At 71.0% G+C, this 26,126-nt stretch carries 23 protein-coding genes; 10 read left to right on the top strand and 13 right to left on the bottom strand.

What is annotated here, in order from left to right; genetic code table 11:
* Positions 1-198: 198 nt before the first annotated feature.
* Both BN1197_RS16455 and BN1197_RS16450 read right to left on the bottom strand, forming a co-directional pair.
* A complete protein-coding gene (locus tag BN1197_RS16455) occupies positions 199-1,695 on the bottom strand; it encodes a serine hydrolase domain-containing protein (protein WP_052466881.1) in 1,497 nt (498 codons plus the stop codon).
* 84 nt (positions 1,696-1,779) lie between these two features.
* Entirely contained in the window at positions 1,780-2,301 is a 522-nt protein-coding gene (locus BN1197_RS16450) for a helix-turn-helix domain-containing protein (RefSeq protein WP_040161980.1), read from the bottom strand.
* 396 nt (positions 2,302-2,697) lie between these two features.
* Between BN1197_RS16450 and BN1197_RS16445 the strand changes: the two genes are divergently transcribed.
* The gene (locus BN1197_RS16445) at positions 2,698-3,756 is read left to right on the top strand and encodes an oxidoreductase (RefSeq protein ID WP_040162288.1); all 1,059 of its coding nucleotides are present in this window, start codon (positions 2,698-2,700) and stop codon (positions 3,754-3,756) included.
* A 22-nt stretch (positions 3,757-3,778) separates the two neighbouring features.
* On the opposite strand, the gene paaK is transcribed toward BN1197_RS16445, so the two are convergent.
* Together paaK and paaI are read right to left on the bottom strand one after the other, a co-directional pair.
* A complete protein-coding gene (gene paaK, locus BN1197_RS16440) occupies positions 3,779-5,098 on the bottom strand; it encodes a phenylacetate--CoA ligase PaaK (RefSeq protein ID WP_040161976.1) in 1,320 nt (439 codons plus the stop codon).
* A gap of 34 nt (positions 5,099-5,132) precedes the next feature.
* Positions 5,133-5,669, bottom strand: coding sequence for a hydroxyphenylacetyl-CoA thioesterase PaaI (gene paaI, locus BN1197_RS16435; RefSeq protein WP_082044000.1), 537 nt, complete (start codon positions 5,667-5,669; stop codon positions 5,133-5,135).
* A gap of 210 nt (positions 5,670-5,879) precedes the next feature.
* Here paaI and BN1197_RS16430 point away from each other — a divergent pair, with 210 nt between their 5' ends.
* From BN1197_RS16430 to paaZ, 3 genes are all read left to right on the top strand, one after another.
* Entirely contained in the window at positions 5,880-7,094 is a 1,215-nt protein-coding gene (locus BN1197_RS16430; RefSeq protein ID WP_040161973.1) for a thiolase family protein, read from the top strand.
* A gap of 18 nt (positions 7,095-7,112) precedes the next feature.
* Positions 7,113-7,958: a 3-hydroxyacyl-CoA dehydrogenase family protein gene (locus tag BN1197_RS16425; protein ID WP_040161970.1), complete on the top strand. Its 846-nt coding sequence runs from the start codon at positions 7,113-7,115 to the stop codon at positions 7,956-7,958.
* 100 nt (positions 7,959-8,058) lie between these two features.
* Positions 8,059-10,200, top strand: coding sequence for a phenylacetic acid degradation bifunctional protein PaaZ (gene paaZ / locus BN1197_RS16420; RefSeq protein ID WP_040161967.1), 2,142 nt, complete (start codon positions 8,059-8,061; stop codon positions 10,198-10,200).
* Positions 10,201-10,423: 223 nt separating this feature from the next.
* Here the strand turns inward: paaZ and BN1197_RS16415 are convergent, their stop codons facing one another.
* Entirely contained in the window at positions 10,424-11,038 is a 615-nt protein-coding gene (locus tag BN1197_RS16415) for a TetR/AcrR family transcriptional regulator (protein WP_052466904.1), read from the bottom strand.
* A 187-nt stretch (positions 11,039-11,225) separates the two neighbouring features.
* On the opposite strand from BN1197_RS16415, the gene paaA reads away from it, so the two are divergent.
* From paaA to paaE, 5 genes are all read left to right on the top strand, one after another.
* The gene (gene paaA / locus BN1197_RS16410; protein WP_040161963.1) at positions 11,226-12,242 is read left to right on the top strand and encodes a 1,2-phenylacetyl-CoA epoxidase subunit PaaA; all 1,017 of its coding nucleotides are present in this window, start codon (positions 11,226-11,228) and stop codon (positions 12,240-12,242) included.
* Between the two features lie 80 nt (positions 12,243-12,322).
* Positions 12,323-12,646, top strand: a complete 324-nt coding sequence (gene paaB, locus BN1197_RS16405) for a 1,2-phenylacetyl-CoA epoxidase subunit PaaB (protein WP_052466880.1) — start codon at positions 12,323-12,325, stop codon at positions 12,644-12,646.
* Positions 12,643-13,464 carry a 1,2-phenylacetyl-CoA epoxidase subunit PaaC gene (paaC, locus tag BN1197_RS16400; RefSeq protein WP_040161960.1) on the top strand — a complete coding sequence of 274 codons (822 nt, stop codon included), beginning with the start codon at positions 12,643-12,645 and terminating at the stop codon, positions 13,462-13,464. The genes paaB and paaC overlap by 4 nt, the downstream gene beginning before the upstream one ends.
* A complete protein-coding gene (paaD, locus tag BN1197_RS16395) occupies positions 13,464-14,045 on the top strand; it encodes a 1,2-phenylacetyl-CoA epoxidase subunit PaaD (protein WP_052466879.1) in 582 nt (193 codons plus the stop codon). Before paaC ends, paaD begins: the two co-directional genes overlap by 1 nt.
* Positions 14,045-15,193, top strand: coding sequence for a 1,2-phenylacetyl-CoA epoxidase subunit PaaE (gene paaE / locus BN1197_RS16390; RefSeq protein WP_040161958.1), 1,149 nt, complete (start codon positions 14,045-14,047; stop codon positions 15,191-15,193). Before paaD ends, paaE begins: the two co-directional genes overlap by 1 nt.
* A gap of 3 nt (positions 15,194-15,196) precedes the next feature.
* On the opposite strand, the gene BN1197_RS16385 is transcribed toward paaE, so the two are convergent.
* The 5 genes from BN1197_RS16385 to BN1197_RS16365 all read right to left on the bottom strand — a co-directional run bounded on the left by BN1197_RS16385 (position 15,197) and on the right by BN1197_RS16365 (position 23,899).
* Positions 15,197-16,636: an amidohydrolase gene (locus tag BN1197_RS16385; protein ID WP_040161955.1), complete on the bottom strand. Its 1,440-nt coding sequence runs from the start codon at positions 16,634-16,636 to the stop codon at positions 15,197-15,199.
* Between the two features lie 352 nt (positions 16,637-16,988).
* Positions 16,989-18,164, bottom strand: a complete 1,176-nt coding sequence (locus tag BN1197_RS16380; RefSeq protein ID WP_245851989.1) for a dihydroorotate dehydrogenase-like protein — start codon at positions 18,162-18,164, stop codon at positions 16,989-16,991.
* Complete coding sequence (gene nifJ / locus BN1197_RS16375; protein ID WP_040161953.1) at positions 18,161-21,736, bottom strand: pyruvate:ferredoxin (flavodoxin) oxidoreductase; 3,576 nt, start codon at positions 21,734-21,736, stop codon at positions 18,161-18,163. The genes BN1197_RS16380 and nifJ overlap by 4 nt, the downstream gene beginning before the upstream one ends.
* Positions 21,737-21,767: 31 nt before the next feature.
* Positions 21,768-23,396, bottom strand: a complete 1,629-nt coding sequence (locus tag BN1197_RS16370) for an NAD(P)-binding protein (protein WP_052466877.1) — start codon at positions 23,394-23,396, stop codon at positions 21,768-21,770.
* A gap of 152 nt (positions 23,397-23,548) precedes the next feature.
* On the bottom strand, positions 23,549-23,899 hold the full coding sequence (locus BN1197_RS16365; RefSeq protein ID WP_040161951.1) for a hypothetical protein: 351 nt from the start codon (positions 23,897-23,899) through the stop codon (positions 23,549-23,551).
* A 207-nt stretch (positions 23,900-24,106) separates the two neighbouring features.
* Here BN1197_RS16365 and dapB point away from each other — a divergent pair, with 207 nt between their 5' ends.
* Entirely contained in the window at positions 24,107-24,862 is a 756-nt protein-coding gene (dapB, locus tag BN1197_RS16360; RefSeq protein WP_040161949.1) for a 4-hydroxy-tetrahydrodipicolinate reductase, read from the top strand.
* A gap of 99 nt (positions 24,863-24,961) precedes the next feature.
* On the opposite strand, the gene BN1197_RS16355 is transcribed toward dapB, so the two are convergent.
* The 3 genes from BN1197_RS16355 to BN1197_RS16345 are packed head-to-tail and all read right to left on the bottom strand — an operon-like array spanning position 24,962 to position 26,108.
* Complete coding sequence (locus BN1197_RS16355) at positions 24,962-25,405, bottom strand: MarR family winged helix-turn-helix transcriptional regulator (RefSeq protein ID WP_141397317.1); 444 nt, start codon at positions 25,403-25,405, stop codon at positions 24,962-24,964.
* 8 nt (positions 25,406-25,413) lie between these two features.
* The gene (locus BN1197_RS16350; protein ID WP_052466876.1) at positions 25,414-25,896 is read right to left on the bottom strand and encodes a hypothetical protein; all 483 of its coding nucleotides are present in this window, start codon (positions 25,894-25,896) and stop codon (positions 25,414-25,416) included.
* Positions 25,893-26,108: a maleylpyruvate isomerase N-terminal domain-containing protein gene (locus tag BN1197_RS16345; protein ID WP_052466875.1), complete on the bottom strand. Its 216-nt coding sequence runs from the start codon at positions 26,106-26,108 to the stop codon at positions 25,893-25,895. Before BN1197_RS16345 ends, BN1197_RS16350 begins: the two co-directional genes overlap by 4 nt.
* Positions 26,109-26,126 lie beyond the last annotated feature (18 nt).

Genomic DNA, 26,126 nt, shown 5'->3' with positions numbered 1-26,126 from the left:
GAGGGCGGAGGGCCTCGTGCGCGCCCGCTCGATGAACACGATGACGTGGCCCAGCGGCCGGCGTCGACAGCAGACGGCTCGAGCGATGCGGCGACACGCGCTTCTGACTGCCATCGTCCCCGCGGCCCCGTCCACCCATGCAGGTGGGCGGGCCGCACCGCGTGTTCGCGCACGAACCGCGCCGGTCGGATCCGGGTGTCAAGGCAGGGCTCCTGCGCCCGCCACGACGAGGATGACCACGGAGATGAGGAGGGAGACGACGCCCGCGGCGAACGCGAACCGCCCGGCAGGACGGGTCGGGACCTCGGGCATCCGCATCAGGGCGTAGACGACGCCGACGACGGCCAGTGCAGGGCCGGAGCCGAGAACCCAGTGCGGCAGCAGATGCCAGGGCCCCCACCGCCACAGGAACAGTCCGCCGATGACCCCGTCGACGACGCCCGTCGCGAGCCCGATTCGGTTGGCCGGACGCAGGGCTCGCAGCCAGGGCGAGGCGATGAACGCCAGCCCCACGGCGCACACCAGGATCCGAATCGTGCTCCAGCCGCTCGGTGCCGCGATCGGCTCGCGCAGGAGGCCGATGCCCACGTGGTCGACGGAGGCCGAGGAGTTGCCGAGGACGACGACGGCCGTCTTCGCGGCGCGATCGAGCGCGAGCATCGTGTGGGATCCGCCCGTGCCACCGTTGTGCCAGGTCGTGCGGCGTGTGCCGTCGTCGTCGATGACCCAGGCGAGACCGGATGAGCGTGTGTCGGTGACCTTGGAGACGGGATCAAGGGCGGCGACTCCGGGGGCGGTGCCGTCGAGCACCGCGGTGGCGAATCGGGCCATGTCGGCGGCGGTGGTGCGTGTCGACGATCCCGCGGGGACGTACCCGGGGCCGGTCCACGCCGACGTCGGGAATCCGTTCTCGGCGTAGGGGAGTGCCGCGCCGGCGGGCAGCGGCGTGCCGGAGTCGGCGAACGTCGTGTGCGTCATGCCCAGCGGTTCGAGCAGACGGGTGCGCGCAAGGTCGGACCATGATGCCGCGCCCGCCGCGCGGGCCTCGGCCTCACCGAGCAGCGCCGTGCCGAGATTGGAATACGCGCGGGTGCCAGGACTCTCCAACTTCGTCGACTTCGCCGCGTCGAGCAGGCGCTGCCGCGTCCACCCGGCGTAGACGTCCCCGCCGCTCAGCGCGGCCCACGTCCCCGACCAGTCCGGATCCGCGGGCAGGCGTGGCAGCCCGCTCGTGTGGGTCGCGAGCTGCCGGGGCGTCGTTCCACCGGCAGGAGAACCTGCAAGCTCGGGCAGATAGGTCGACAGCGGCGAGTCGAGCGACATCTCGCGGCGCTTCACGGCGTCGGCCAGCAACATCCCCGTGAACGTCTTGGTGATCGAGCCGAGCTCGTACGTCGTCTCCGGCGAGGGAGCGCCCTCGCCGACCGTGCCGACGCCGGCGTACGTGGTCCGGCCGTTCTCGATGCGGGCCACCGACAGACTCTGGAATCCGTCGGCGTCTCCCGCTGCCCGGCGGGTCGCCGCCGCGAGCGCAGCGTCACCGCTGTTGTCGGACGTCGGCGTGGTGCGCGGCGCGAGGGCGCCGATCCCCAGGCCTCCGACGAGGAGGGCGACGAGCACGATGGCCCAACTCGTGAGGATTCGGTGTCGCCCCGAGGCGGTGGCCGGCGGTGCGGAGGTCGTGGATGCGGGCATGGCGGTATCGCCTCCTGGCGTGAGGTATCGACGGAGGTGCCGTCGTGGGCTACGGATCGGTTGTGAGGGTCGGTGTGGATCGGGTCAGAGCGTCGCCGAGACGACGACGAGCAGCGGGACCACCCGTTGAGGCGGTACGTGGTAGCGGCCACGGCCCACGGAGGCGAGCCAGCCGGCGTTCACCAGCGTGCGGAGGTGGTGGTGGAGTTGGCCGGTCGTGCCGAGCCCTTCCGCCTCGGCGAGATCGGAGGTCGTCGTCGTGCCGGCGAGGACGAGCTGCAGGAGCCGCAGCCTCACGGGGTGGCCGAGGGCGGCGAGAGGAGACGCAGCCTCCGGCCAGTCGTCGTCGAGCAGGTCGTCGGTGAGGCGGCCCCACTGCCACTGGGTCTCGCGGTCAGCGAGGGGCGCATGGCCGGCGAACGCGACCGCGCCGCCGGGGTGATCGAGACGCAACCGCTCGAGGATCCAGAACCGATCGGAGTCGGCGTCGCCGGTGGGGGATGCCCCCAGCACCGCCCGCTCGCCTTCGAGGTCGGCGGCCGCGTCGCCCTGCAGGCGTGCGACGGCCGCCTCGAGGGCGCGCAGCCGTTCCTCGATCGTGCTCATGCGTCGAAAGTACGTAAGAACGTAGAAGCGTGCAACCCCCACTGCTCGAACAGGCGTTTCCATCGACGACTACCGCTCAGACAGGCGTTTCCGCCGCGCGTCCGGAGTTCGACCGGCCCGCCGACTCCCACTCGGACGCTCGGACAGGCGTTTCCAGCGGGCTTCGTGGGGTGAAAACGCCTGTTCGAGCGTGTCTTTCGGGGCTCGTGACTGTGCCGAGAGCGGGCGGGTGCGTGAAGCCGGTGAAGACGCCTGTCTGAGCGGTAGTCGGCGGTGGAAGTGCCTGTTCGAGCGGTCGGGGCCGGGTGGAAACGCCTGTGCGAGCGGTTCGGTCGGGTGAGGGAAGCGCTAGCGTCTGCGGTGGACGGACGGCGACGCGTGGGAGGGATCGGCTCGATGAGTGTGACCGGAGGACGACCGATCAGGGTCGGGTTGGCGGCGTTCGGCATGGTCTCGCGGGTCTTCCATGCCCCGCTCATCGCGGCGACCTCAGGGATGGAGCTCGCGGCGGTGGCGACGTCTCGGCCGGAGGAGGTCGGCCCGCAGGTGCCGGGTGCGCGTCTGCTGTCGAACCCCGAGTCGCTGATCGACGATCCCGACATCGACCTCGTCGTCGTCACCACGCCGAACGACAGCCATGTGCGGTTCGGATGTGCGGCACTGGAGGCGGGCAAGCACGTCGTCGTCGAGAAGCCGATCGCGCTCGACGCCGTGGAGGCTCGCCGCCTCGCGGACGCCGCGCGGGACGCGGCCGCGCGTGGGCTCGTCAGTGCCGCGTTCCAGAACCGCCGTTGGGACGGCGACTTCCTCACCCTGCGGCGCGTGATCGGGGAGGGCTCGCTCGGCCGGGTCGTCACGGTCGAGTCGCGGTTCGACCGGTTCCGGCCACAGGTGCGGCAGCGCTGGCGCGAGGCGGCCGTCCCGGGCGGCGGGCTGTGGGCCGACCTGGGCCCTCACCTCGTCGACCAGGCGCTCGTGCTGTTCGGTGACCCCCACTGGGTCCTGGGGGATCTCGCGACGCTGCGCGACGGTGCCGTCATCGACGACGACGTCCGGGTCGTCCTCGGTTACGACCGGCTGCGGGTCGTCCTCGGCGCGGGCACCCTCACCGCGCGACCGGGCCCGAGGTTCGTCGCGCACGGCACGCGGGGATCCCTCGTGCTCGACGGACTCGACGTGCAGGAGGCGCAGCTCGGATCGGGTGTCGGGCCCGGGGCGCCGGGCTACGGCGTCGACCCGCGCCCCGCGTCTCTCGTGACCGCGGAGGGCGAACAGCCGGTCGATCGTGAGCGGGGCCGGTACGAGGACTTCTACGCCGGCATGCGGGAGGCGATCCTCCACGGTGCTCCGAGTCCGGTGCCGATCGACGACGCCGTGCGCGTCATGCAGGTCATCGACGCCGCACGTGAGAGCGACGCCACCGGCGCTCGGGTGGAGTTCGGGTCGGGGGCCTGACGACGCGGCCCCTGAATGTCTGCTATCCCCGCAGGTCACGCTGGTCGACGATGCGACGCGCCTTGCCGACCGACCGCTCGATGCCGCCCTCGCCGAGGACCTCGACACGGGCGTTCGTGCCGATGCGTGACTTCACGTGGTGCCGGACCGTCTCGGCGAGCGCGGCGTGCCCCGACTCGGCCGACCCCGGAGCGGCCTCGACGAGGATCGTCAGCTCGTCCATGCGGTCCGGCCGGGTGAGCACACACTGGAAGTGCGGGGTCAGGCCGTCGATGTCGAGGACGATCTCCTCGATCTGCGTGGGGTAGACGTTGACGCCGCGGACGATCATGAGGTCGTCGGTGCGTCCGGTGATCTTCGCCATGCGCCGGAAGGTGGGGCGGGCGGTGCCCGGTAGGAGCTGGGTGAGGTCGCGTGTGCGGTACCGCAGGATCGGCATGGCCTCCTTGGTCAGCGACGTGAGGACGAGTTCGCCGACCTGCCCCTCCTCGACCGGCTCGTCGGTGAGGGGGTTGACGACCTCGGGATAGAAGTGGTCCTCCCACAGGTGCAGGCCGTCCTTGGTCTCGACACACTCCTGCGCGACGCCGGGGCCCATGAGCTCGGAGAGTCCGAAGATGTCGGTGGCGTGCATGTTCGCTCGCTCCTGGATCTCGGCACGCATCGCCTCGGTCCACGGCTCGGCCCCGAATACGCCGATCTCGAGCGAGGTCTGCCGGGGGTCCAGGCCCATCCGCTCGGCCTCGTCGAGCATGGCGAGGAAGTAGCTCGGCGTGACGAAGATGATGCGGGGCCGGAAGTCGTGGATGAGCTGGATCTGCTTCTCGGTGTTGCCGCCGGAGGCGGGCACGACCGTGCAGCCGAGGTGCTCGGCGCCGTAGTGCACGCCGAGCCCGCCGGTGAACAGGCCGTAGCCGTACGAGACGTGCGCGATGTCGCCCGGCCGGCCGCCCGCCGCGCGGATGCAGCGGGCGACGATCGAGGCCCACGTCGTGATGTCGGCCTTGGTGTAGCCGACGACCGTCGCTCGACCCGTCGTCCCCGACGAGGCGTGCACGCGCACGACCTGCTCGCGGGGCACGGCGAACATGTCGAACGGGTAGTTGTCGCGCAGGTCGGCCTTGGTCGTGAACGGCAGCAGCCGGATGTCGTCGAGGGTGCGGATGTCGTCGGGATGGATGCCCCGCTGCTCGAACTGGGCGCGGTAGTGCGGCACGTGTTCGTACGTCGACCGGACCGTCGCCTGGAGGCGCTCGAGCTGCCGGGCCCGCAGCTCGTCGAGCGACCACCGCTCCGCGTCGTCGAAGAGGTCGGGCCGGGAGTCGGTGGGGGGCAGTGTCACGGTCGATCTCCTTCGATCGGGAAGCGCGTGGGGGTCAGGAGCGTGCGGGCGGCAGCGTGCGGGAGCGGCCACGGAACTCCGCGACGACCCGGCCGTCGGACTCCCGTGTGAGGGTGACGTCGGTGATGCCGCTACGGCCGCGCACGAGGCGTTCGGCCGCCTCGGCGACGAGCACGTCACCCAGACGCACCGGCTCGAGGTAGTCGATGTCGCAGCCGGCGGCGACGGTCGGCCGACCGGAGGCGTTGCAGGCGAGGGCGAACGCCGAGTCGCACAGCGTGAACAGGTACCCGCCGTGACAGATGTCGTGGCCGTTGACCATGCGTCGGTCGACGGTCATCCGCACCCGTGCGTGCCCGAGGCGAGTGTCGTTCGGGCCGTCGACGAGCCCGACCTCGATCGCGTGCATGCCGAGCGCCGCCGAAGCGAAGTCGGCCGCCCACATCGCGCGGGCGTGCGAGACCTCGTCGCCGAAGGCCGAGACGTCGACGACCGGCTCCGGGTTCGCTTCCGCGGCGGACCCGCCGCGGGCAGTGGTGGTCGAGGCGGGGCTCCCGGGGTCGGTGGCCATGGCGCTCCTTCGCGTCCGCGGGCGGTCTCGGCAAACGGGTCTGCTGCGGCAGGCGGGGCCGCCGTCGAGGTTGACCCCCCGCTCGCCACCGTGAAAGTGTAGGTGAACGCCTGGTCGGTAATTCAAGAGCAGGGCCGCGGGAACCGCAGTTCCGGCGTCGCCTCGAACCCGACCGGGCGAATCCGTATCCGGAGCGCGAAGGGGTTGCTCGTGGCCGAGGCACTGCTCGTCGGTGGGGTGCGCACCCCGGTCGGCCGGTACGGCGGAGCGCTCGCCGGCGTGCGCCCCGACGACCTGGCCGCGCTCGTCGTCGCCGAGCTCGTCGAGCGCACCGGCGTCGACCCGGCACGCATCGACGAGGTCATCCTCGGCAACGCCAACGGGGCAGGTGAGGAGAACCGCAACGTCGCCCGCATGGCCTCGCTGCTCGCCGGACTGCCCGACGAGGTGCCGGGCCTCACCGTCAACCGGCTCTGCGCCTCCGGCATGTCGGCGATCACGTTGGCCTCGCACATGATTCGGGCCGGTGCCGCCGACATCGTCGTCGCGGGCGGGGTCGAGTCGATGTCGCGGGCGCCCTGGGCCCTCGCCAAGCCCGAGACCGCCTACGCCAAGCCGGGCGAGGTCGTCGACACCTCTCTGGGCTGGCGATTCGTCAACCCGCGCTTCGCGGGCGGGGGAGACCTCGACCGCGACGGCACGATGACCTTCTCGATGCCCGAGACTGCCGAGGAGGTCGCCCGGGTGGACGCCGTCTCGCGGGAGGACTGCGACGCGTTCGCCGTGCGCTCGCACGACCTCGCCCTCGCCGCGATCGAGGCCGGACGACTCGCCGAGGAGATCGTCCCGGTCACCGTGCGCACCCGTAAGAGCGAAACGGTCGTCGACACCGACGAAGGCCCGCGCCCCGGCACGACCGCCGACGTGCTCGCGCGGCTACGTCCCGTCGTCAAGGGCGGCAGTGTCGTCACCGCCGGAAACTCCTCGACCCTCAACGACGGCGCCTCGGCCGTTCTCGTCGCCTCCGACAGGGCTGTGGCCGAGCTCGGCCTCACCCCGCGTGCCCGCGTCGTCGCCGGCGCCGCTGCGGGATGCGAGCCGCGCATCATGGGCATCGGCCCCGTCCCCGCCACGCGCAAGGCGCTCGACATGGCGGGCTGGTCCATCGACGACCTCGGCGCCGTCGAGCTCAACGAGGCCTTCGCCTCCCAGTCCCTCGCCTGTATGCGGCGCCTCGACCTCGACCCCGAGATCGTCAACCGCGACGGCGGGGCCATCGCCCTCGGCCACCCGCTCGGCTCCTCCGGCTCGCGCATCACGATCACGCTGCTGCGTCGCATGGAGGCCGAGAACGTCGAGCGCGGCCTCGCGACGATGTGCGTCGGGGTCGGCCAGGGTGCGGCCCTGCTGCTCGAACGCCTCTGAGCCACGAAAGGTCTGCCCATGTCAGCTCTTCCCACTCGCGTCGGCGTCATCGGCGGTGGCCGCATGGGCGTCGGCATCGCGCACGCGTTCCTCGTCGCGGGTTCGGGTGTCGTCGTCGTCGAACGCGACGCACAGGCAGCGGTGGTCGCGGGTGAGCGGCTCGAACAGAACCTCCTGCGCTCGGTCGAACGCGGGTCGCTCGACAATTTCGACGTCGCCCTCGAACGCGCCCAGGTGTCCTCCTCGATCGAGGACCTCGCCGGCTGCGAACTCGTCATCGAGGCCGTGCCCGAGGATCTCGGTCTCAAGGTCGAGATGCTCACCGCCGCCGAGCAGATCGTCGATCCCGCGGCGGCCCTCGCCACGAACACGTCCTCGCTGTCGATCGACGCCCTCGCCGAGGGCCTCACCCGCCCCGAACGGTTCATCGGCCTGCACTTCTTCAACCCCGTCCCCGCCTCGGCGCTCATCGAGATCGTCGTCGGGGCGAGAACCGACCCGAGCCTTGTCGAGGACGCCGAGGCCTGGACGGCGGGCATCGGAAAGACCCCGGTCGTCGTCAGCGACTCACCCGGGTTCGCCTCCTCCCGCCTCGGGGTGTTCCTCGCGCTCGAGGCGATGCGCATGCTCGAGGAGGGAGTCGCGTCGGCGCAGGACATCGACGCCGCGATGGAACTCGGCTACCGGCATCCGAGCGGCCCGTTGCGCACGACCGACCTCGTCGGGCTCGACGTCCGACTCCACATCGCCGAATACCTCGCCGCCGAGCTCGGCGAACGCTTCACGCCGCCGCAGATCCTGCGCGACAAGGTCGCCGCCGGCGAACTCGGCCGCAAGACGGGCCGGGGTTTCTACGACTGGTGACGGCGACGCCGGATTCACCCATCGCACACCACACCGCACGATGTCCATGGGCACACCGCACCGCCCGCGAGGGCGAGACGACGCAGACGAGGAAGTCAGCATGACGACGATGACCGAGGCCCCGATCGTTCCGAGCTACGTGCGCGACGAGTGGTGGACGCCCGATCCCGGCTCCGGCGCACCGGTGTTCGACGCGTGCACCGGAGAGCAGATCGCCCGGGTGAGCACCGACGGACTCGACGTCGCCGCCGTCGTCGAGTACGGCCGCACCGTGGGACACCGATCGCTCGACGCCCTGACGCTGCATCAGCGCGCGCTGGTCTGCAAACAGCTCGCGCAGTACCTCACCGAACGCCGCGAGGAGCTCTACGAGATCTCGCTGCGCACCGGCGCGACCATGCGCGACAACCTCATCGACGTCGACGGCGGCATCGGGGTGCTGTTCACCATGTCCTCGCGGGGGCGTCGCGAACTGCCCAACGCGAACGTCGTCCAGGACGGCCCGGTCGAACCGCTCTCCCGCGACGGCAGCTTCATCGGCGAGCACGTGCTCACCGCCCTGCCCGGCGTCGCGGTGCAGATCAACGCCTTCAACTTTCCGCTGTGGGGGATGCTCGAGAAGTTCGCCCCGGCGTTCATCGCGGGCGTGCCGACGATCGTCAAGCCCGCGCCGCAGACCGGTTACGTCGCCGAGGCGTGCGTCCGGATGATGGTCGAATCCGGTCTGCTCCCGAAGGGATCGCTGCAGCTCGTCTCGGGGGACGCCGTCGACCTGCTCGCCCACCTCGATCACCGCGACGCGCTCGCGTTCACCGGATCGGCGGCCACCGCCCGGCGGCTGCGCGAGCACGAGAACGTCCGCGAGCGCGGGGTGCGGTTCGTCTCGGAGGCCGACTCGCTCAACGCCGCGATCCTCGGCCCCGACGCCACGCCCGACACGCCCGAGTTCGCGGCGTTCGTCTCGTCGGTCATGGTCGAGACCACCGCCAAGGCCGGGCAGAAGTGCACCGCGATCCGCCGTGTCATCGTGCCGCGAGACCTCGTCGACACCGTGGCGCAGGCCGTCCGCGACAAGATCGACGCCAAGGTCGTCATCGGTGACCCGCGCGCGGACGGCACGACGATGGGTGCGCTCGTGTCGACGACACAACTCGATGCCGTGCGTCAGGACGTGCGCGCGCTCGTCGACGCCGGTGGTCGCGTGTTCGGCTCGCTCGACGCCCCCGAGGTGCTCACCGTGGGCGGGGCGAGGCAGGTCGTCGAGGCGGCCGCGTTCATGTCTCCGGTGATCCTCGCGTTCGACGACGCCGACACCGACGCCGTCCACGAGGTCGAGGCGTTCGGGCCGGTGACTTGCGTCATCGGGTACGACGACCTCGACGACGCGGTGCGTCTCGCCGCGCGCGCCGAGGGCTCGCTCGTCGCGACGGTCTGCACCCACGATCCCGACATCGCTCGGAGGCTCACCACGGGCATCGCCGGACATCACGGGCGGGTGCTCGTGCTCGACCGCGACGACGCCCGGACCTCGACCGGCCACGGCTCACCCGTTCCGATGCTCGTCCACGGCGGCCCGGGCCGCGCCGGTGGCGGTGAGGAGCTCGGCGGTGTGCGGGCGATCGCGCACTTCATGCAGCGCACCGCCTTGCAGGGTTCCCCTGCGATGCTCACCGCGATCACGGGTGTGTGGCACCGGGGCGCGCCGATGCGGGCGGCCGGGGCCGCGCGGTACGGCGGCAGCGAGGAACACGTCCACCCGTTCCGCAAGTCGCTCGCCCAGCTGCAGGTGGGCGACGCGTTCGTCTCCGACCTGCGGCACGTGAGCCTCGAGGAGATCTCGGCTTTCGCCCGCGACACAGGCGACACGTTCTACGCCCACACCGACGACGAGGCGGCCGCGGCCAACCCGTTCTTTCCCGGCATCGTCGCCCACGGCTACCTGCTCGTCTCGTGGGCCGCGGGCCTGTTCGTCTCGCCCGACCCGGGCCCGGTGCTCGCCAACTACGGCCTGGACCACCTGCGGTTCGTCACCCCGGTCGCGGCCGGTGACTCGATCCGCGTCGAGCTCATCGCCAAGCGCATCACGCCGCGCGTCACCGACGAGTACGGCGAGGTCGCCTGGGACACGACGCTCTACAACCAGAACGACGAGCTCGTCGCCACCTACGACGTGCTCACCCTCGTCGCCAAGCACTGGCCGGCCGCCGATACGGGCGGGGTCGGGGTCGACGCCGGGGCATGAGCGTCCATCCCGCGCAACAAAGACCGGTCAGCGCCGCGCCTCGCCGAGGTTCTCGCCGGATCGGTGCAGGTCAGCGGGCTGGGCGTCACGACGCCGTGTCGGGTGACCGGTCTTTGTTGCGCGAGTTCTTCGGAGCGCTCCGCCGGAGGGCCGGCCAGAGTTCTTGGGTGCGTGTGCCCACGGCGTCGAGCCTCGGCTCGTGAGCAGGCGACCGGCCTCCGGGTCAGTTGCCTGCCATGTGCGCCGAGGTCGCGACCCCGCGGAAGATGAGGGTGAGCACCGCGTCGGTGAGCTCGGCGGGGGAGACGCGGCCGTCGGGGCGATACCACTCGATGGTGGAGTTCATCGCCCCGAACACGAGGCGGGCGACGACGGCCGGGTCGAGATCGTCACGCAGCAGCCCGGCGAGCTGGGCCTGGCGAATGACCTCGGTCATGCGGGCGTCGAAGTCGCGACGGCGGTCCAGGGCGGCGCGCACCGCGGGGCTGTCGCCGCGCAGCCGAAGCAGCAGCCGCACGAACGGTCGGTACTCGACGAGGATCTGCACCATCTCGGCGAGGAACGTCTCGAACCGCACGTCGAGGGTGTCACTCGAGTCCTCGACGCCGCGCAGGCCCGCGTCCAGCGCCTCGAAGGCCGTGTCGAGCGCGAGCGTGAGCAACTCCTCCTTGCCCTCGACATGGTGGTAGAGCGCCGACTTCGTCACCGCGAGACGCCGGGCGATCTGGTCCATCGTCGTCGCGTCGTAGCCGTACTCGTCGAACGCGTCGACGGCGGCGAGGAGGACGGCACGCTGGTCATGACCAGGGCGGCCGCGACGCGCAGGTCTCGTGGTCACCTCGGCAGTCTTCCACACGTGGATTCGCAGTCGGCGGCCCGTCGAGGGTGGTACGAAGGCCCGGGACATCTTGACCGTGCCGGAGCGCTCCATATACTGAACCAACGGTCGGTATTTGCTGCCGGCAGGCAGGCGGCTCGACGACGAGCCGCCGGCCCCACGCGACGAGTTCCGAGGTGAGAGACCCATGGCACCAGACCTCCGACCGGTCGAGGGAGTCGGCACCCACGACGCGACGACCGACACCTCCGGCGCATCGGGCAGCGAGGCGCAGGCCTACTTCGACGCCCTCATCGCCGCCGACGAACGCATCGAGCCCCGCGACTGGATGCCGCCGAAGTACCGCCGCACGTTGCAGCGGCAGATCAGCCAGCACGCGCACTCCGAGATCATCGGCATGCAGCCCGAGGGCAACTGGATCAGCCGGGCCCCTTCGCTCAAGCGCAAGGCGATCCTCATCGCCAAGGTGCAGGACGAGGCGGGGCACGGGCTCTACCTCTACTCCGCCGCCGAGACGCTTGGCATCACGCGCGAGGAGATGTACGACCAGTTGATGTCGGGCAAGGCCAAGTACTCCTCGATCTTCAACTACCCCGCGCTGACGTGGGCCGACGTGGGGGCGATCGGGTGGCTCGTCGACGGCGCGGCGATCTGCAACCAGGTGCCGCTGTGCCGGTGCTCCTACGGTCCGTACGGGCGGGCCATGGTGCGGGTGTGCAAGGAGGAGTCGTTCCACCAGCGGCAGGGGTGGGAGATCCTCTACGCCCTCTCCCACGGCACGCCGGAGCAGAAGCAGATGGCGCAGGACGCCGTCGATCGCTACTACGGCCCGGCGTTGCAGATGTTCGGGCCGCCCGACGCCGACTCGCCCAACTCCCAGCAGTCGATGGACTGGAAGATCAAGCGGTTCTCCAACGACGAGCTGCGGCAACGCTTCGTCGACATGATGGTGCCGCAGGCCGAGGCCCTCGGCCTCACCCTGCCCGACCCCGACCTGAAGTGGAACGAGGACCGCGGTCACTACGACTACGGCGAGCTCGACTGGGACGAGCTCAAGTCGGTCATCGCCGGTCACGGCCCGTGCAACGTCCAGCGCCTGGCCCACCGCGTCAAGGCCCACGAGGACGGCGCCTGGGTGCGGGAGGCCGCGGCGGCCTACGCGCGCCGGCAGCACGACAGCGACACCGCCCTCAAGCACGCCTGACGACGCTCGAAGCGACTACGACGTCACTGCCGAGTCGCTGCCCACCCACGCCACTGCCACCCTCATCAGCGGAGACCCCGATGTCCGAGCAGAACCCCGCCCCGTCCGAGTCCGCGGAGCAGACGCCCCTGTGGCCGCTGTGGGAGGTCTTCGTGCGCCCCTCGCGTGGCCTCTCCCACGTGCACGCCGGGTCGATCCACGCCCCCGACGCGACGATGGCCGTCCGCAACGCCCGTGACCTCTACACCCGCCGCAACGAGGGGGTGTCGGTGTGGGTCGTGCCGGCCGACGCGATCACGACGTCCGATCCCGACCACAAGGGGGCGTTCTTCGAGTCGCCGCAGGGCAAGACCTACCGCCACGCGACGTACTACACACAGAGCGAGGGAGTGAAGCACCTGTGAGCGGGTTCGACAGCGCCACCCGGGTGAGCGCGGGTCAGGCGCTCACCGCCGAGGACATCGCCGCGGCGGGGCTGAAGGCGGAGGAGGACGTCGCGCGGTACGCCCTCCGTCTCGCCGACGACGCCCTCATCTGCTCGCAGCAGCTCTCGTGGTGGATCTCCCGCGCGCCCGAACTCGAGGAGGACATCGCGCTCGGCAACATCGCCCTCGACCTGCTCGGGCACGCGCGCTCGTTCTACACCTACGCCGGCACCGCCTGGGGCAAGAGCGAGGACGACCTCGCCTACTGGCGCACCGAGGACGAGTTCCGGTGCGTGCACCTCGTGCAGGTGCCCAACGGCGACTTCGGGCAGACCATCGCCCGCCAGCTCGTGTTCGCTCTCTACGCCGTTCACCTCTACGAGCAGCTCACACGGTCGACCGACGAGACCCTCGCCGCGATCGCGGCCAAGGCCGTCAAGGAGGTCGAGTACCACGTCGACCACGCCTGGCAGTGGCTGTTGCGGCTCGGGCTCGGGACGGCCGAGTCGGCGCGGCGTATGCAGGCCGGTCTCGACATCGTGTGGCCGTACGTCGAGGAGCTGTTCGAGGACGACGAGCTCATCGACGCCCTCGAGGGGGTCGCCGTGCGTCCCTCGACCCTGCGCGAGCCGGTCCTCGCTGCGCTCGAGCGCGCGATCGACGAGGCCGGGCTGTCGGTGCCGAGCACCCCGACCGCGGTGACCGGCGGTCGCCGGGGGATTCACCGGGAGCACCTGGGCTACGTCGTCGCCGAGATGCAGGTCATCGCCCGCCGGTTCCCGGGTGCGTCGTGGTGATGGCGGCCGTGACCCCGTCGGCCATTCCACCGGCCGCGTCCGGCGCCGCGGTGCGCCCGCAGGACGCCGACGACGCCGCCGTCTGGGATCTGGCCGCCACGGTGTGTGATCCGGAGGTACCCGTGCTCACCCTCGCGGACCTCGGCATCCTGCGCTCGGCGCGAACCGACGGCACCGGTGGCGCGGTCGTCGAGATCACCCCGACCTACTCGGGCTGCCCGGCCGTGGGGCGCATGCGTGACGACGTCACCGACGTGCTCACCGAGCACGGCTACCGGGACGTGCAGGTGCGGGTCGTCCTCGCCCCGGCGTGGACCACCGACTGGATGAGCGAGGAGGGCCGGCGCAAACTCGCCGACTACGGCATCGCGCCGCCCGATCCGGAGCACCGCCGGGCGATGGAGAACGCGCGGGAGAACGGACCCCGGTTCGGCGGCACCCGCGTCGCGCTGTCGGTGAAGTGCCCCCACTGCCACTCCCTCGACACCCGCGAGCAGACCCGGTTCGGCTCGACCGCCTGCAAGGCGCTCTACGTCTGCCGGTCCTGCCTCGAACCCTTCGACTACTTCAAGGTGCTCTGATGCCGCTCACCTCTCCTCGTCGTCGAGCCCGGTTCCACCCGCTGACGGTCTCGGCCGTGCGTCCCCTCACCGCCGACGCGGTCGAGGTGACGCTCGCGGTACCCGAAGAACTCGCCGACGACTACGGCTACGTCAGCGGCCAGTACGTCGCGCTGCGCAAGGAGCTCGACGGCAAGGAGATCCGCCGCAGCTACTCGATCTGCGCCCCGCCCACGCGCGGGGAGTTGAAGATCGGCATCAAGCGTGACCTCGGCGGCGTGTTCTCCAACTGGGCCAACGACCACCTGCACCCCGGCGACACGATCGACGTGATGAGCCCGACGGGCGCGTTCGTCAGCCGCCACTCGATGACCTCGCTCAACGACCCGCAGGCCATCGCCGAGGAGTCCCGGGGCCTGTCGAGATACGTCGCGTTCGCCGCGGGGTCGGGCATCACACCGATCATCTCGATCGTCCGCTCGCTGCTCGAGGCCAACCCCGAGGCGTACGTCAACCTCGTCTACGCCAACCGGGCGGCGATGGACGTGATGTTCGTCGAGGACCTCGCCGACCTCAAGGACCGGTTCCCCGCTCGCCTCGCGGTGCACCACGTCCTCTCGCGCGAACAGCGGCTCTCACCGACCCACACCGGTCGCATCGACGCCGACAAGCTCCGCTCGATGTTCGGCACGATGATCCGCCCCGAGGTCGTCGACGAGTGGTTCCTGTGCGGGCCGTACGAGCTCGTCCAGCTCATCCGCGACGAGCTCGCGGCGGCCGGTGTCTCGGAGGACCGGATCCGCTACGAGCTGTTCACCACCGGCGACCCGAAGGCGACCCCCGAGGGAAACGCGGGGCGCGCGGTCGTCGCCGATCCCACCGGCGAGAACGTCGACGTCACGTTCCGCCTCGACGGGCTCGAAGGCCGGGTGGAGAGCCCGAAGAGCGCCGACGAGAGCATCCTCAACGCCGCGCTCCGCGTGCGGGGTGACGTGCCGTTCGCGTGCGCCGGTGGGGTGTGCGGCACGTGCCGGGCCAAGCTCGTCGAGGGGGAGGTCGAGATGACCGAGAACTACGCCCTCGAACCCGAGGAGATCGAGGCCGGGTACGTGCTCACGTGCCAGTCGCACCCGACCACCGATGCGGTGAGGGTCGACTTCGACGCCTGAGCGTCATCCGTGCACGAGCCGCCCGGCGACGAACGTCGCCGCGACGTGGATCTCGCGCAGCGCCGCGGCGGCCTCGGCGCTGTCGTCGGGAACGGCGTAGGGATCGGCGTCGAGGAGCACGAGGTCGCCGCGTGACCCGCGCCCGATGGTGCCCTGACCGTCGGTGCTCGCCCCGAGGGCCTCGGCGACGGTGAGTGCCTGGTGGGGCATCCAGGGCTCGCGGGCGTCGGCGCTGCGATGGACGGCGGCCGCCATCGCGAGCCAGGGGTCGAGCGGCGAGACCGGAGCGTCGGAGCCCAACGCGAGCGGCACCCCGTTCGCGGCGAGACTGCGAAACGGAAAGCAGCGATCCATGCGGTCGGGCCAGCAGCGGCGGGCGACGTCACGGTCGTCCCACAGGTGCGCGGGCTGCACGCTCGCGGTGATGCCGAGCCGGCCCATGCGTGGCATGTCGTCCCAGCACATGAGCTGGGCGTGTTCGATCGTGCCGCGGGCCCGGGTGACCTCGAAGGCGTCGAGGGCGTCGCGTACCGCCGCGTCGCCGATGGCGTGCAGCGCGACGTCGAGACCGTGGGCCGCTGCTCGCCCCAGCAGCAGGCGCAGGTCGTGGAAGTCGACGTTCTGCACCCCCGCGGGGTGGGGGAGCTCGTCGCCGTCGGCGTAGGGCTCGCAGCAGTACGCGGTGCGCGTGTTGAGCGAGCCGTCGGAGATGATCTTCAGCGGACCCATCGTCAGCAGCCCGCCGCTCTCGCCGATCTCGTCCCCCGTGCGCAGACCTGCGGCGATGACGTCGTCCAGGCCGTCGGCGTAGGTGCCGACGCGCACCCGCAGCGCGTCGACGCGGTCGGAGGAGAACCGGGCCGGCCACAGGTCCACGCCCCGCGCGAACTCGAGGTCGACGACCCCGGTGATGCCCTTGGCGACCGCTTCGGCGCTCGCCTGCCGGTAGCCGGCGACGGCCCGCTCGGCGAGGCCGGGCAGGCGCTCCTCTAGCAGCGGGAACACGTCGAACCACTCCTGCTCGACGACGACGTCCTCGCGTGGGGCGAGCCCGAGCAGGCTCAGGGCCACCGAGTTCAGCCACCCCGAATGACAGTCGCCGCTGATGAGCACGACCGGCACGTCCCGCGTGACCTCGTCGAGGGACGCCACCGTTGGCTGCTCGGGCCACGTGGCCGTGCGATGGCCGAATCCGCAGATCGTGCCCGGGCGGTCCCGCGACATGGTCGCCACCTGCCGGGCGACGATGCCGCACGCGTGCGCGACGCTCGTCGCCTCCGCGAGGTCGAAGCGTGTCGTCGCCGCTGCCCACTGGCCCATGTGGACGTGCGCGTCCCACAACCCGGGAACGGCCCACCGGCCTCCGCCGTCGTGGACGCTCTCGCCGGGCCGGGCGGTGAGGCCGGCCTCGACCTGGGTGACGATGCCGTCGACGATCCGCACGTCGACCGTCTCCTCCGCCGTTCCCGGGCCCGGATTCCGCGGTGCCGTGGGCGTCCTGGGCGCCGTCGGTGTCATCGGTGACGTGCCTGCCCCCGCCCCAGTGGCCGGGCGTGGCGGGACGACGTCGACGAGGCGGACACCACGAACGAGACACCCGGACACACAGACCTCCAGGACGACGACGCAAGACGAACGTCCGGGGCGAGAAGACGCCCCGGACGCTCACCACTGTCGCAGGTCCGGCCGCGTGAGGCCACGCATTTGCCCACGTCGGGCCAGTGATTCGGACGACGAGGATCCGGTGCATCCGGATCGACGACTGCCGGCAACGGCCCTCCCTGGTCGCCGGTCGTCAGCGTTCGAGATCGACCGGCGGGGTCGGCACGGGGCCGACCGGCGGTGCCGAGATCACGGGGGTGCCCGACAACGAGCCGTACCGCTGCTTGGCCTGTTCGAGCGCGCCGACGTAGCCCGACCGCTCGTAGGCGGTGACGTCGACGTCGACGGGCACCGAGAGCAGGCCGCGGACGTCGTCGACCGAGGAGAAGCCCTTGCGGGCCATCCACGACTCCAGGCCGGCGACAAGGGCGCGCACGTGGCCCGGCCCGTGGCGCACGAGCGAGGACGTCGTCATCACGACGTCGGCCCCGGCGAGGAGGTACTTGACGACGTCGTCGGCGGTCTCGACGCCGCTCGTTCCCGCGAGATTCGCCTCGACCCGGCCGCGCAGCGCCGCGATCCACGTGCGCGGCAGCCTGCCCTCACCCGGCGTGCTCAGCTCGATGCCGGCCTGCACCGCCACCGACTCGATGTCGATGTCGGGCTGGGTCCACCGGTTGAAGAGCACGAGCCCGTCGGCACCCGCCTCGTCGAGCCGGATGGCGAGCTCACCGAACGAGGAGGAGTAGGGCGAGAGCTTGACGGCGACGGGGATGTCGACCTCGCCGGTCACCGCCGCGACGATCTCGACGTGCCGGTCCTCGACGTCGCGCCCACGCATCGTCACGTCACCGGGCACGAGGTAGACGTTGAGTTCGAGCGCCGCGGCGCCGGCGTCCTGCATGCGTCGCGCGAACTGCGTCCACCCGCCGATGTCCGAGCCGTTGAGACTCGCGATGACCGGCACGTCGACCGCGGACGCGGCGCGCTCGAGCAGATCGAGGTACCGGTGGGAGATGGGCGACTCGGTGCGCTCGACCTCGGGAAAGAACGAGAGCGATTCGGCGAAGAACTCCTCGGTGCTCTCCTCGATGTAGATGTCGCGGGCGCTCTCGGCGCGCAACTGCTCCTCGAAGAGCGAGTGCAGCACGATCGCCGCCGCACCACCGTCGGCGAGGGCCCGCACCCCGTCGGCGTCGCGGGTCAGCGGACCGGCCGAGGCGACCACCGGGTGGGCGAGCGTCAACCCGAGGTAGGTCGTCGCGAGCGTGGGGTGCACGACCTCGTCCGCGGGCACGATCTCCGGCGTGATGCTCGTCCTCGCTCCCGTCATCAGATCCTCGACGCGGTCGTCGCTCACATCGGTCATGACTGGTGATCCCTTCGGGCGTCGGCGGTGAACTCCGAGGCGCCGCGGGTGGCGAACTCCTCGTACTCGGACCAGCGGCGGTTCACCTGGTCCTGGCCGAGCTCGACGAGCCGCTCGGCCTCGGCCGGGTCGGAGCCGGCGAGGATGCGGAACCGCAACTCCTTGTCGCGGTACTCCCGCAAGGAGATGCGCGGACGGGGCGAGTCGAGCAGGAACGGGTTGCGCCCCTGTGCTCGCAGGACGGGGTTGTACCGCATGAGGGGCCAGTGCCCGGAGGCCACGGCCCGGTACTGCTGGTCGAGGCCCTTGCGCATGTCGATGCCGTGGGCGATGCAGTGGCTGTAGGCGATGATGAGCGACGGCCCGTCATAGGACTCGGCCTCGCGGAACGCCTTGATCGTCTGCTGCGGGTCGGCGCCCATCGCGACCCGGGCGACGTAGACGTTGCCGTAGGCCGTGGCCTGCAGCGCGAGGTCCTTCTTGTCGGTGGTCTTGCCCGCGGAGGCGAACTTGGCGACGGCGCCGAGCGGGGTCGACTTGCTCGACTGACCACCGGTGTTGGAGTAGACCTCGGTGTCCATGACGAGGATGTTGACGTCGCGGCCGGAGGCGAGCACGTGGTCGACACCGCCGGAGCCGATGTCGTAGGCCCACCCGTCGCCACCGACGATCCACACGCTGCGCCGCACGAGGTGGTCGGCGACGCTCTGCAGATCCTCCACCCACGGGCCGTCGAGCTCCTCGAGGCGTTCTCGCAGCTCACCGACGCGCGCCTGCTGGGCCTTGAGGTCGGATTCGTAGCGCTGCGGCGCGGTGAGGATCTCATCGACGAGTTCGTCGCCGACCTCCTCGCGCAGCTGCCCGAGCCGTTTGCGCGCGAGGTCGGTCTGCAGGTCCGCGGCGAGGCGGAAGCCGAGCCCGAACTCCGCGTTGTCCTCGAACAGGCTGTTGCTCCAGGCGGGGCCACGGCCGTCGGCGTTCTTGGTCCACGGTGTCGTCGGCAGGTTGCCGCCGTAGATCGAGCTGCACCCGGTGGCGTTCGCGACGGTCGCGCGGTCGCCGAAGAGCTGGGTGAGCAGCTTGAGGTAGGGCGTCTCGCCGCACCCCGAGCAGGCACCGGAGAACTCGAACAGCGGCTCGAGGAACTGCGTGCCGCGCACCGTGCCGAAGTCGACGCGGGTGCGGTCGTTGACGGGGATCGTCTCGAAGAACGCGACGTTCTCGACCTCGGCCCGGCGGCGCTCGCGGACGGGTGAGAGGTTGATCGCGCGCCGGTTGGGCGAGCCGACCGGCTTGACCGGGCAGGCCTCCACGCACAGGCCGCAGCCGGTGCAGTCCTCGGGGTAGACCTGCAGCGTGTAGTGCGAATCGGGGAGGCCGACCGCGTCCAGCGGGGCGGAGCGGAACGAGTCCGGGGCGCCGTCGAGCACCTTGCCGGGGTAGTACTTGCTGCGGATCACGGCATGGGGGCACACGAGCGAGCAGTTGCCGCACTGGATGCACGTCGTCGGATCCCACTCGGCGACGATGTCGCTGATGTTGCGCTTCTCGTACGCCGTCGTGCCACTGGGGTAGGAGCCGTCGACGGGCAGCGCGCTGACCGGCAGGGAGTCGCCGCGGCCCACGAGCATCGCGGCGGTGACCTCGCGCACGAACTGCGGCGCGTTCGCGGGAACGGCGGCGACGAGCTCGCGCTCGGAGCTCACGGAGTCGGGGATCTCGATCTCGTGCAGGGCCGCGAGCGAGGCATCGACGGCCTGCTCGTTGCGCTGCACGACCTCGATGCCCCGGCGCCCGTAGGTCTTGCGGATCGACTCCTTGACCCGCTCGATGGCGACGTCGCGGGGGAGCACCCCGGAGATCGCGAAGAAGCACGTCTGCAACACCGTGTTCGTGCGGTTGCCGAGCCCGGCCTGCCGGGCGACGGCGTTGGCGTCGACGGCGAACAGCCGGATGTGCTTGTCGAGGATCTGCTGCTGCACCGGGCGAGGCAGGGAGTCCCAGACCGCGTCCGGCTCGTACGGGCTGTTGAGCAGCATCGTCGCGCCGTCGGCCGCGAACTCGAGCACGTCGACGCGTTCGAGGATCGACATGTGGTGGCAGCCGACGAACGACGCCTCGTTCACGAGGTAGGGGGCGCGGATCGGCGAGGGCCCGAAACGCAGATGGCTCACCGTGCGCGAGCCCGACTTCTTGCTGTCGTAGACGAAGTAGCCCTGGGCGAAGAACTCACCGGAGGAGCCGAGGATCTTGATCGTGTTCTTGTTGGCGCCCACGGTGCCGTCGGAGCCGAGACCGTAGAACACGGCCCCGATCGTGCTCTCGTCGAAGAGATGCAGGTCATCGCGGTAGTCCAGCGACGTGCCCGACACGTCGTCGACGATGCCGACCGTGAACCGGCTGCGCGGGTGTGCGGACTCGAGCTCGTCGAAGACCCCCACGACCATGCCGGGGGTGAACTCCTTGCTCGACAACCCGTACCGGCCGCCGATGACCCGGGGCATCGCCTCGAGGCGGCCGTCCGCGCACGCCTCGCCGAGGGTCGACATGACGTCGAGGAACAACGGCTCGCCACCGGAGCCCGGCTCCTTGGTGCGGTCGAGCACGGCGACGCGGCGGACGGTCGAGGGCAGCAGGTCGAGGATCTGCTCGGCCGGCCAGGGGCGGAAGAGGCGGATCTGCAGGACGCCGACGCGCCGCCCCTGCTCGGTGAGGTGACGCACGGTCTCGGCCGCGGTCTCGGCGCCCGAACCCATGAGGACGAGGACGCTCTCGGCCTCGGGGTCACCGTGGTAGTCGACGAGGTGGTACTGCCGCCCGGTGCGCTCGGCGAACTCGTCCATCGCCTGCTGCACGATGCCGGGCACCGCGGCGTAGAACGGGTTGACGGTCTCGCGGGACTGGAAGTAGGTGTCGGGGTTCTGCGCCGTGCCGCGGATGAACGGGTGTTCGGGAGAGAGCGCGCGGGCCCGGTGCTCGCGCACGAGCTGGGCCGGTACGAGGCTGCGCAGGTCGTCGTCGGTGAGGTACTCCATGGAGTTGAGTTCGTGCGACGTGCGGAAGCCGTCGAAGAAGTGCAGGAACGGCACTCGGGCCCGCAGGGTCGACAGGTGCGCAACGAGAGCGAGGTCGTGGGCCTCCTGCACCGAGGCGGACCCGAGCAGCGCGAACCCCGTCTGCCGCACCGCCATGACGTCCTGCTGATCGCCGAAGATCGACAGCCCCTGGGTCGCCAGGGCGCGGGCGGCGACGTGGAAGACGACCGAGGTGAGCTCGCCCGCGATCTTGTACATGTTCGGGATCATGAGCAGCAGCCCCTGGCTGGCGGTGAACGTCGTCGACAGGACGCCGCCCTGCAGCGCGCCGTGCGCCGTGCCGGCCGCACCGGCCTCCGACTGCATCTCCATGACCGTGGGCACCGTGCCCCAGACGTTCGTGCGCCCGAGTGCCGACCACTCGTCGGCGAGCTCGGCCATCGTGGACGAGGGCGTGATCGGGTAGATGCTGCACAGCTCGCTGAGCCGGAACGCCACGGATGCCGCGGCCTCGTTGCCGTCGACGATCTTTCTCATGACAGGTCACTCCTGGTCGACATCGGCGGGGTCACCGCTCGCGGATCATCTCGATGGCGTTGACCGGGCACTGCTCGGCGCAGGTGCCGCAGCCGGTGCAGCGGGCGTAGTCATAGCGGTAGCGGTGGCCGCGACCGAGCTTGATGATGGCGTCCTCCGGGCACGAGCCGAGGCAGCCGTCGCACTCGAAGCAGTTGCCGCACGACAGACACCGGCGAGCCTCGAACAACGCCTGCGCGTCACTCAGGCCGCCGACGACCTCGTCGAACGCCGCGACCCGGGAGCCGGGATCGAGCTGGGGCTGGCTGCGGCGTCGGGCGTCGCCGAAGTACCACAGGTGCATCGAGCCGAACGTCGCGACGGGCTTACGCACCTTCGGGGGCAGGGGCGCGGCCTCGAGGTAGGCGTCGATGTTGCGGGCGGCTCGCTTGCCGTGCCCGACGCCGACGGTGACCGTGCGTTCCGAGGGGACGGCATCGCCGCCGGCGAAGAGGCCGGGGACGTCCGACATGAGGGTGTCGGGGTCGACGTGCATCACGCCGTCCTCGAAACGCAGGCCGCTGATGCCGTGGAGGAACCCGGTGTCGGCCTCCTGACCCAGCGCGAGGATGACGGTGTCGGCCGCGAGCTTCTCGAACCGGCCCGTGCCACGGGCCTTGCCGTTCTCGTCCAACTCCATGATCTCGACCGTCACGGCGTCGTCGACCGCGGTGATCGTGCGCAGCCAGTTCATCGTCACGCCCTCGCGCTCGGCGTCGGCGCGCTCCTCGACGTGGGCGGGCATCTGCTCGGAGGTGCGCCGGTAGACGACGACGGTCTCGGTGGCGCCGAGGCGACGGGCGGTGCGGGCGGCATCCATGGCGGTGTTGCCGCCGCCGTACACGGCCACGCGCCGGCCCATGACCGGCCGCTCGCCCGAGGCGACGCCCCGCAGGAACGACACCGCGTCGACGATGCGGCTCGCGTCCTGAGTGGGGATGTCGACGCGCTTGGACAGGTGGGCCCCGATCGCGATGAACACCGCGTCGAACCCGCCCTCCTGCTGCTCGGCGAGCAGGTCGGTGACCGTGTGATCGGTGACGATCTCGACCCCCAGATCTCCGAGGCGGGCGATCTCGGCGTCCAGCACGTCGCGGGGGAGGCGGTACTCGGGAATGCCGTAGCGCATCATGCCGCCGGGTTGCGGTGAGGAGTCCCGGATCTCGACGCGGTGGCCCAGTCGCGCGAGGTGGTAGGCGGCCGCCAGCCCGCTCGGCCCCGCGCCGATGACGAGCACCGACCGGCCCGACTCGGCGACCGGGCGGGTGAACCGCCAGTCCTCCTCCAGGGCGAGGTCGCCGAGGTAGCGCTCCACGCCGTGGATCGAGACCGAGCTGTCGAGTTCCGTGCGGTTGCAGGCGGTCTCGCACGGGTGGTAGCAGACCCGGCCGTGGATGGCGGGGAACGGGTTCTCCTCGGTGAGGCGGCGCCACGCGCCCTCGGCGTCGCCCGCCTTGAGCAGTCGCAGCCAGTCCTGGATGTTCTCCCCGGCCGGGCACGCGTGGTTGCAGGGCGGCATGAGATCCCGGTACACCGGCATCCTCGACCTGACGGGGGCCACACGCCCGGCGGTCTGGGCCAGGTCGGGAAGCTGGGTGATGTCGCGACGGTCCTCGGCCATGAGGTCCTCGATTCGAAGCAGCGAAGGGGCTGTTTCACCCCGACGCTAGGGACGACCGAGCGGTAGGGTCCGGGACCTTCGTCCGCCATCCGGTGGGCGAGCGCGATTCGACCAGGAGCGGCGCCGGCACACGCGGTGCCGGCGCGGATGGTTCAGCTGCTGCGGAGGATCGAGCGAACGGCGGCGTCGATGACCTTGTCACCGTCGACCACGATCGCCTCGTGGTCACCGGGAACGGTGCCGGCGACGTAGGCGACGGCTGCGGTGAGCACCGCCCGTTGCGCGGAGTCGTAGTGCGGCCAGCCGACGAGGAGGGCCTCGAGCTCGTGAACGAGGTGGCTGCCCTCGGAGTCGGCGCGGGCCCGCAGGGTCGCGTCGAGCACGGTCGGGTCGTCGACGCCCTGGCACAGCGGGGCCACTTGGAACCACAGCTCCCCGAGGCTGCGTCGGAAGACGTCGATGACGAACGGGTCGGTCGGTGGGTTGGCGAGGGCGACACTCATGAATCACCATCCGGGAGTGTGCATAGGGATGTTTCCATAGTAAGAGGTTTGTCACCTCCTGTAGAGGGGCGAGGGGGGATCGTCATCGAGCCGTGACACGCAACGGCCCAGCACCGCTCGACGGCACCGGAGAGACCCGAGAGGACTGTCGGAGAGCGTCGATAGGGTGGCCGAAATCGAACGGTTCGACGTGCGTGGAGGAACGACATGGGCAGCAACGACCGTATCCGGGTGGCCGTCATCGGCGCGGCCGGGCGCATGGGCAGCACGGTGTGCCGGGCGGTCGAGGAGGCCGGCGACATGGAGCTGGTCGCCCGCATCGACGTCGACGACGAGCTGGGCGATCTGGGCGGGGCGCAGGTCGCGGTCGACTTCTCGGTCCCCGACGCGGCTCCGGGAAACGTCGCGCACTGCATCGAGCGGGGTGTGCACGCGGTCGTCGGCGCCACCGGTTGGACCGACGAGCGCCTCGACGCGGTGCGTGCGCAGTTGGGTTCGTCCCCGACGGTGGGGGTGCTCATCGCGCCCAACTTCGCCCTCGGTGCGGTGCTCATGATGCGCTTCGCCCGCGAGGCGGCCCGGTTCTACGAGTCGGTCGAGGTCGTCGAGCTGCATCACCCGAACAAGGTCGACGCGCCCTCGGGGACGGCCGCGAACACGGTCCGCATGATCGCCGAGGCTCGCGCGCAGGCCGGTCTCGACCCGGTGCCCGACGCGACCGAGCACGACCCCGACGGGGCCCGCGGTGCCGAGCTGTCGGGCATCCACACCCACGCGGTACGGCTGCGCGGGCTCGTCGCCCACCAGGAGGTGCTCTTCGGTGCCGAGGGCGAGACGTTGACGATCCGCCACGACTCCTACGACCGTGTGAGCTTCATGCCCGGGGTGCTCACTGGCGTGCGTGAGGTGGGAACCCGGCCGGGCCTCACCGTGGGGCTGGAGAACTACCTCGATCTGGGGTGATCCCGCGTCGTGGCAGGTGGGGGAGGCCCGCGCTGGCCGGTTCCGCGACGTGGCCGGGGCGCGGTCGGGCGGTGGGGACGCCGTGACCTGAGGCCGGCGTCACCCGCTCCCGTCCGGCTGCAGGTTACCGATCATCGCTTGGAGGGTCTGCAGGGTGCGGACGTATTCGCTCTCCGAGACTCCGGCCACCAGCCGGTCCCGGATCGACTGGACGTCCACGCCGACGTCCCGGCGCAGTCGGCCTCCGGCAGCGGTGAGGGCGTACGTCAGGTCGTCATAGCTGATCAGTCCGCGCTCCACGAGTGGTCCCACGTGGTCCGCGGCCGTCTCGCCGGCATCACGATCGAGGAAGTCCTGTACGGCGGAGTTCAGGCCGTCTGCGGTCAGAGGGCCAGGCAGCAAGACGTTGAGCAGCTGCCACTGCCGACGGGTGATGTCATGGGCAGCCCACACTCCTTCGAACTCGGCGTTGATCAGGCCGTCGAGCCGTCGCAGCAGCAGGCCGATGGGTGGCTGCCGCGACGACTGCACATCCATGTCCATGAAGGACGCTACCGGAGATCCGGCTTCTCAGTGCCGGCCGCAGGCGCTGGGAGGCGTGATCGCAGCAACCCCGCGCCGGGGCCGCTGAGCGAGTCGGCCGGCACCGAGCGGCCACCGAGCGCAGCCAGCACGACGTCGGAGCGCCCCCGGGCCTCGGCGCCGGTGCCGTAGGCACAGTCGAGGTCCTCCGCCACGACACGGACGCCGGTGAGTCGGCGCTTGGTCGACCCACCCAGCAGCATGGCGGCGGGTCCGCGGAGTCCGGTGAACCAGTCGGCGAGCAGCACGAAGGACTCGTGATCCACAGGCACCGATCGCCCGAGCGGGATCCGGATGTCGAGCCCGTGCAGCACTGCGTCCGCCAGCGGCGCCAACCGCGGCACACCAGGGGGCGTCACACCGGTCTCGACGTTGTCGCGCAGCTGCGCGAGGATCGCGTCGCGGTCGCGCCGCGCCCACGTCCGAGCCACGTCGGCGACGAAGGCGTTCATGCGTCCACGGGCCCGCACCAACCCGGGATCATCTCCGTGGGGCGCACGGCGTGCTGCCGGGCGAGGTGGGCGGCGACGTCCCGCACGGTCCACGCGCGACACAGGGACTGCGTCGCCCATCGGTCGTCGTCCAGATCCTGCAGGAGCTCGACGGTGGCAGCTCGATGCTGCCGCAGCAACGAAGAGACGATCTGACGATCGGGACTGGCCATGCTGAGGCTCCTGGGGTC

This window comes from Mobilicoccus massiliensis, from assembly GCF_000826525.2.
Classification (GTDB): Bacteria; Actinomycetota; Actinomycetes; order Actinomycetales; family Dermatophilaceae; genus Mobilicoccus; species Mobilicoccus massiliensis.
This window is presented reverse-complemented; position numbering and strand designations above follow the sequence as displayed.

Bases quoted from the DNA above. Each gene is read 5' to 3' on its own strand.
- nifJ (WP_040161953.1), bottom strand. From the start codon at position 21,736: ATGAGAAAGATCGTCGACGGCAACGAGGCCGCGGCATCCGTGGCGTTC.
- paaD (WP_052466879.1), top strand. From the start codon at position 13,464: ATGGCGGCCGTGACCCCGTCGGCCATTCCACCGGCCGCGTCCGGCGCC.
- paaB (WP_052466880.1), top strand. From the start codon at position 12,323: ATGTCCGAGCAGAACCCCGCCCCGTCCGAGTCCGCGGAGCAGACGCCC.
- dapB (WP_040161949.1), top strand. From the start codon at position 24,107: ATGGGCAGCAACGACCGTATCCGGGTGGCCGTCATCGGCGCGGCCGGG.
- BN1197_RS16370 (WP_052466877.1), bottom strand. From the start codon at position 23,396: ATGGCCGAGGACCGTCGCGACATCACCCAGCTTCCCGACCTGGCCCAG.
- paaZ (WP_040161967.1), top strand. From the start codon at position 8,059: ATGACGACGATGACCGAGGCCCCGATCGTTCCGAGCTACGTGCGCGAC.
- BN1197_RS16345 (WP_052466875.1), bottom strand. From the start codon at position 26,108: ATGGCCAGTCCCGATCGTCAGATCGTCTCTTCGTTGCTGCGGCAGCAT.
- paaA (WP_040161963.1), top strand. From the start codon at position 11,226: ATGGCACCAGACCTCCGACCGGTCGAGGGAGTCGGCACCCACGACGCG.
- BN1197_RS16425 (WP_040161970.1), top strand. From the start codon at position 7,113: ATGTCAGCTCTTCCCACTCGCGTCGGCGTCATCGGCGGTGGCCGCATG.
- BN1197_RS16380 (WP_245851989.1), bottom strand. From the start codon at position 18,164: ATGACCGATGTGAGCGACGACCGCGTCGAGGATCTGATGACGGGAGCG.
- BN1197_RS16350 (WP_052466876.1), bottom strand. From the start codon at position 25,896: ATGAACGCCTTCGTCGCCGACGTGGCTCGGACGTGGGCGCGGCGCGAC.
- BN1197_RS16445 (WP_040162288.1), top strand. From the start codon at position 2,698: ATGAGTGTGACCGGAGGACGACCGATCAGGGTCGGGTTGGCGGCGTTC.
- BN1197_RS16455 (WP_052466881.1), bottom strand. From the start codon at position 1,695: ATGCCCGCATCCACGACCTCCGCACCGCCGGCCACCGCCTCGGGGCGA.
- BN1197_RS16355 (WP_141397317.1), bottom strand. From the start codon at position 25,405: ATGGACATGGATGTGCAGTCGTCGCGGCAGCCACCCATCGGCCTGCTG.
- paaI (WP_082044000.1), bottom strand. From the start codon at position 5,669: ATGGCCACCGACCCCGGGAGCCCCGCCTCGACCACCACTGCCCGCGGC.
- BN1197_RS16450 (WP_040161980.1), bottom strand. From the start codon at position 2,301: ATGAGCACGATCGAGGAACGGCTGCGCGCCCTCGAGGCGGCCGTCGCA.
- paaE (WP_040161958.1), top strand. From the start codon at position 14,045: ATGCCGCTCACCTCTCCTCGTCGTCGAGCCCGGTTCCACCCGCTGACG.
- BN1197_RS16365 (WP_040161951.1), bottom strand. From the start codon at position 23,899: ATGAGTGTCGCCCTCGCCAACCCACCGACCGACCCGTTCGTCATCGAC.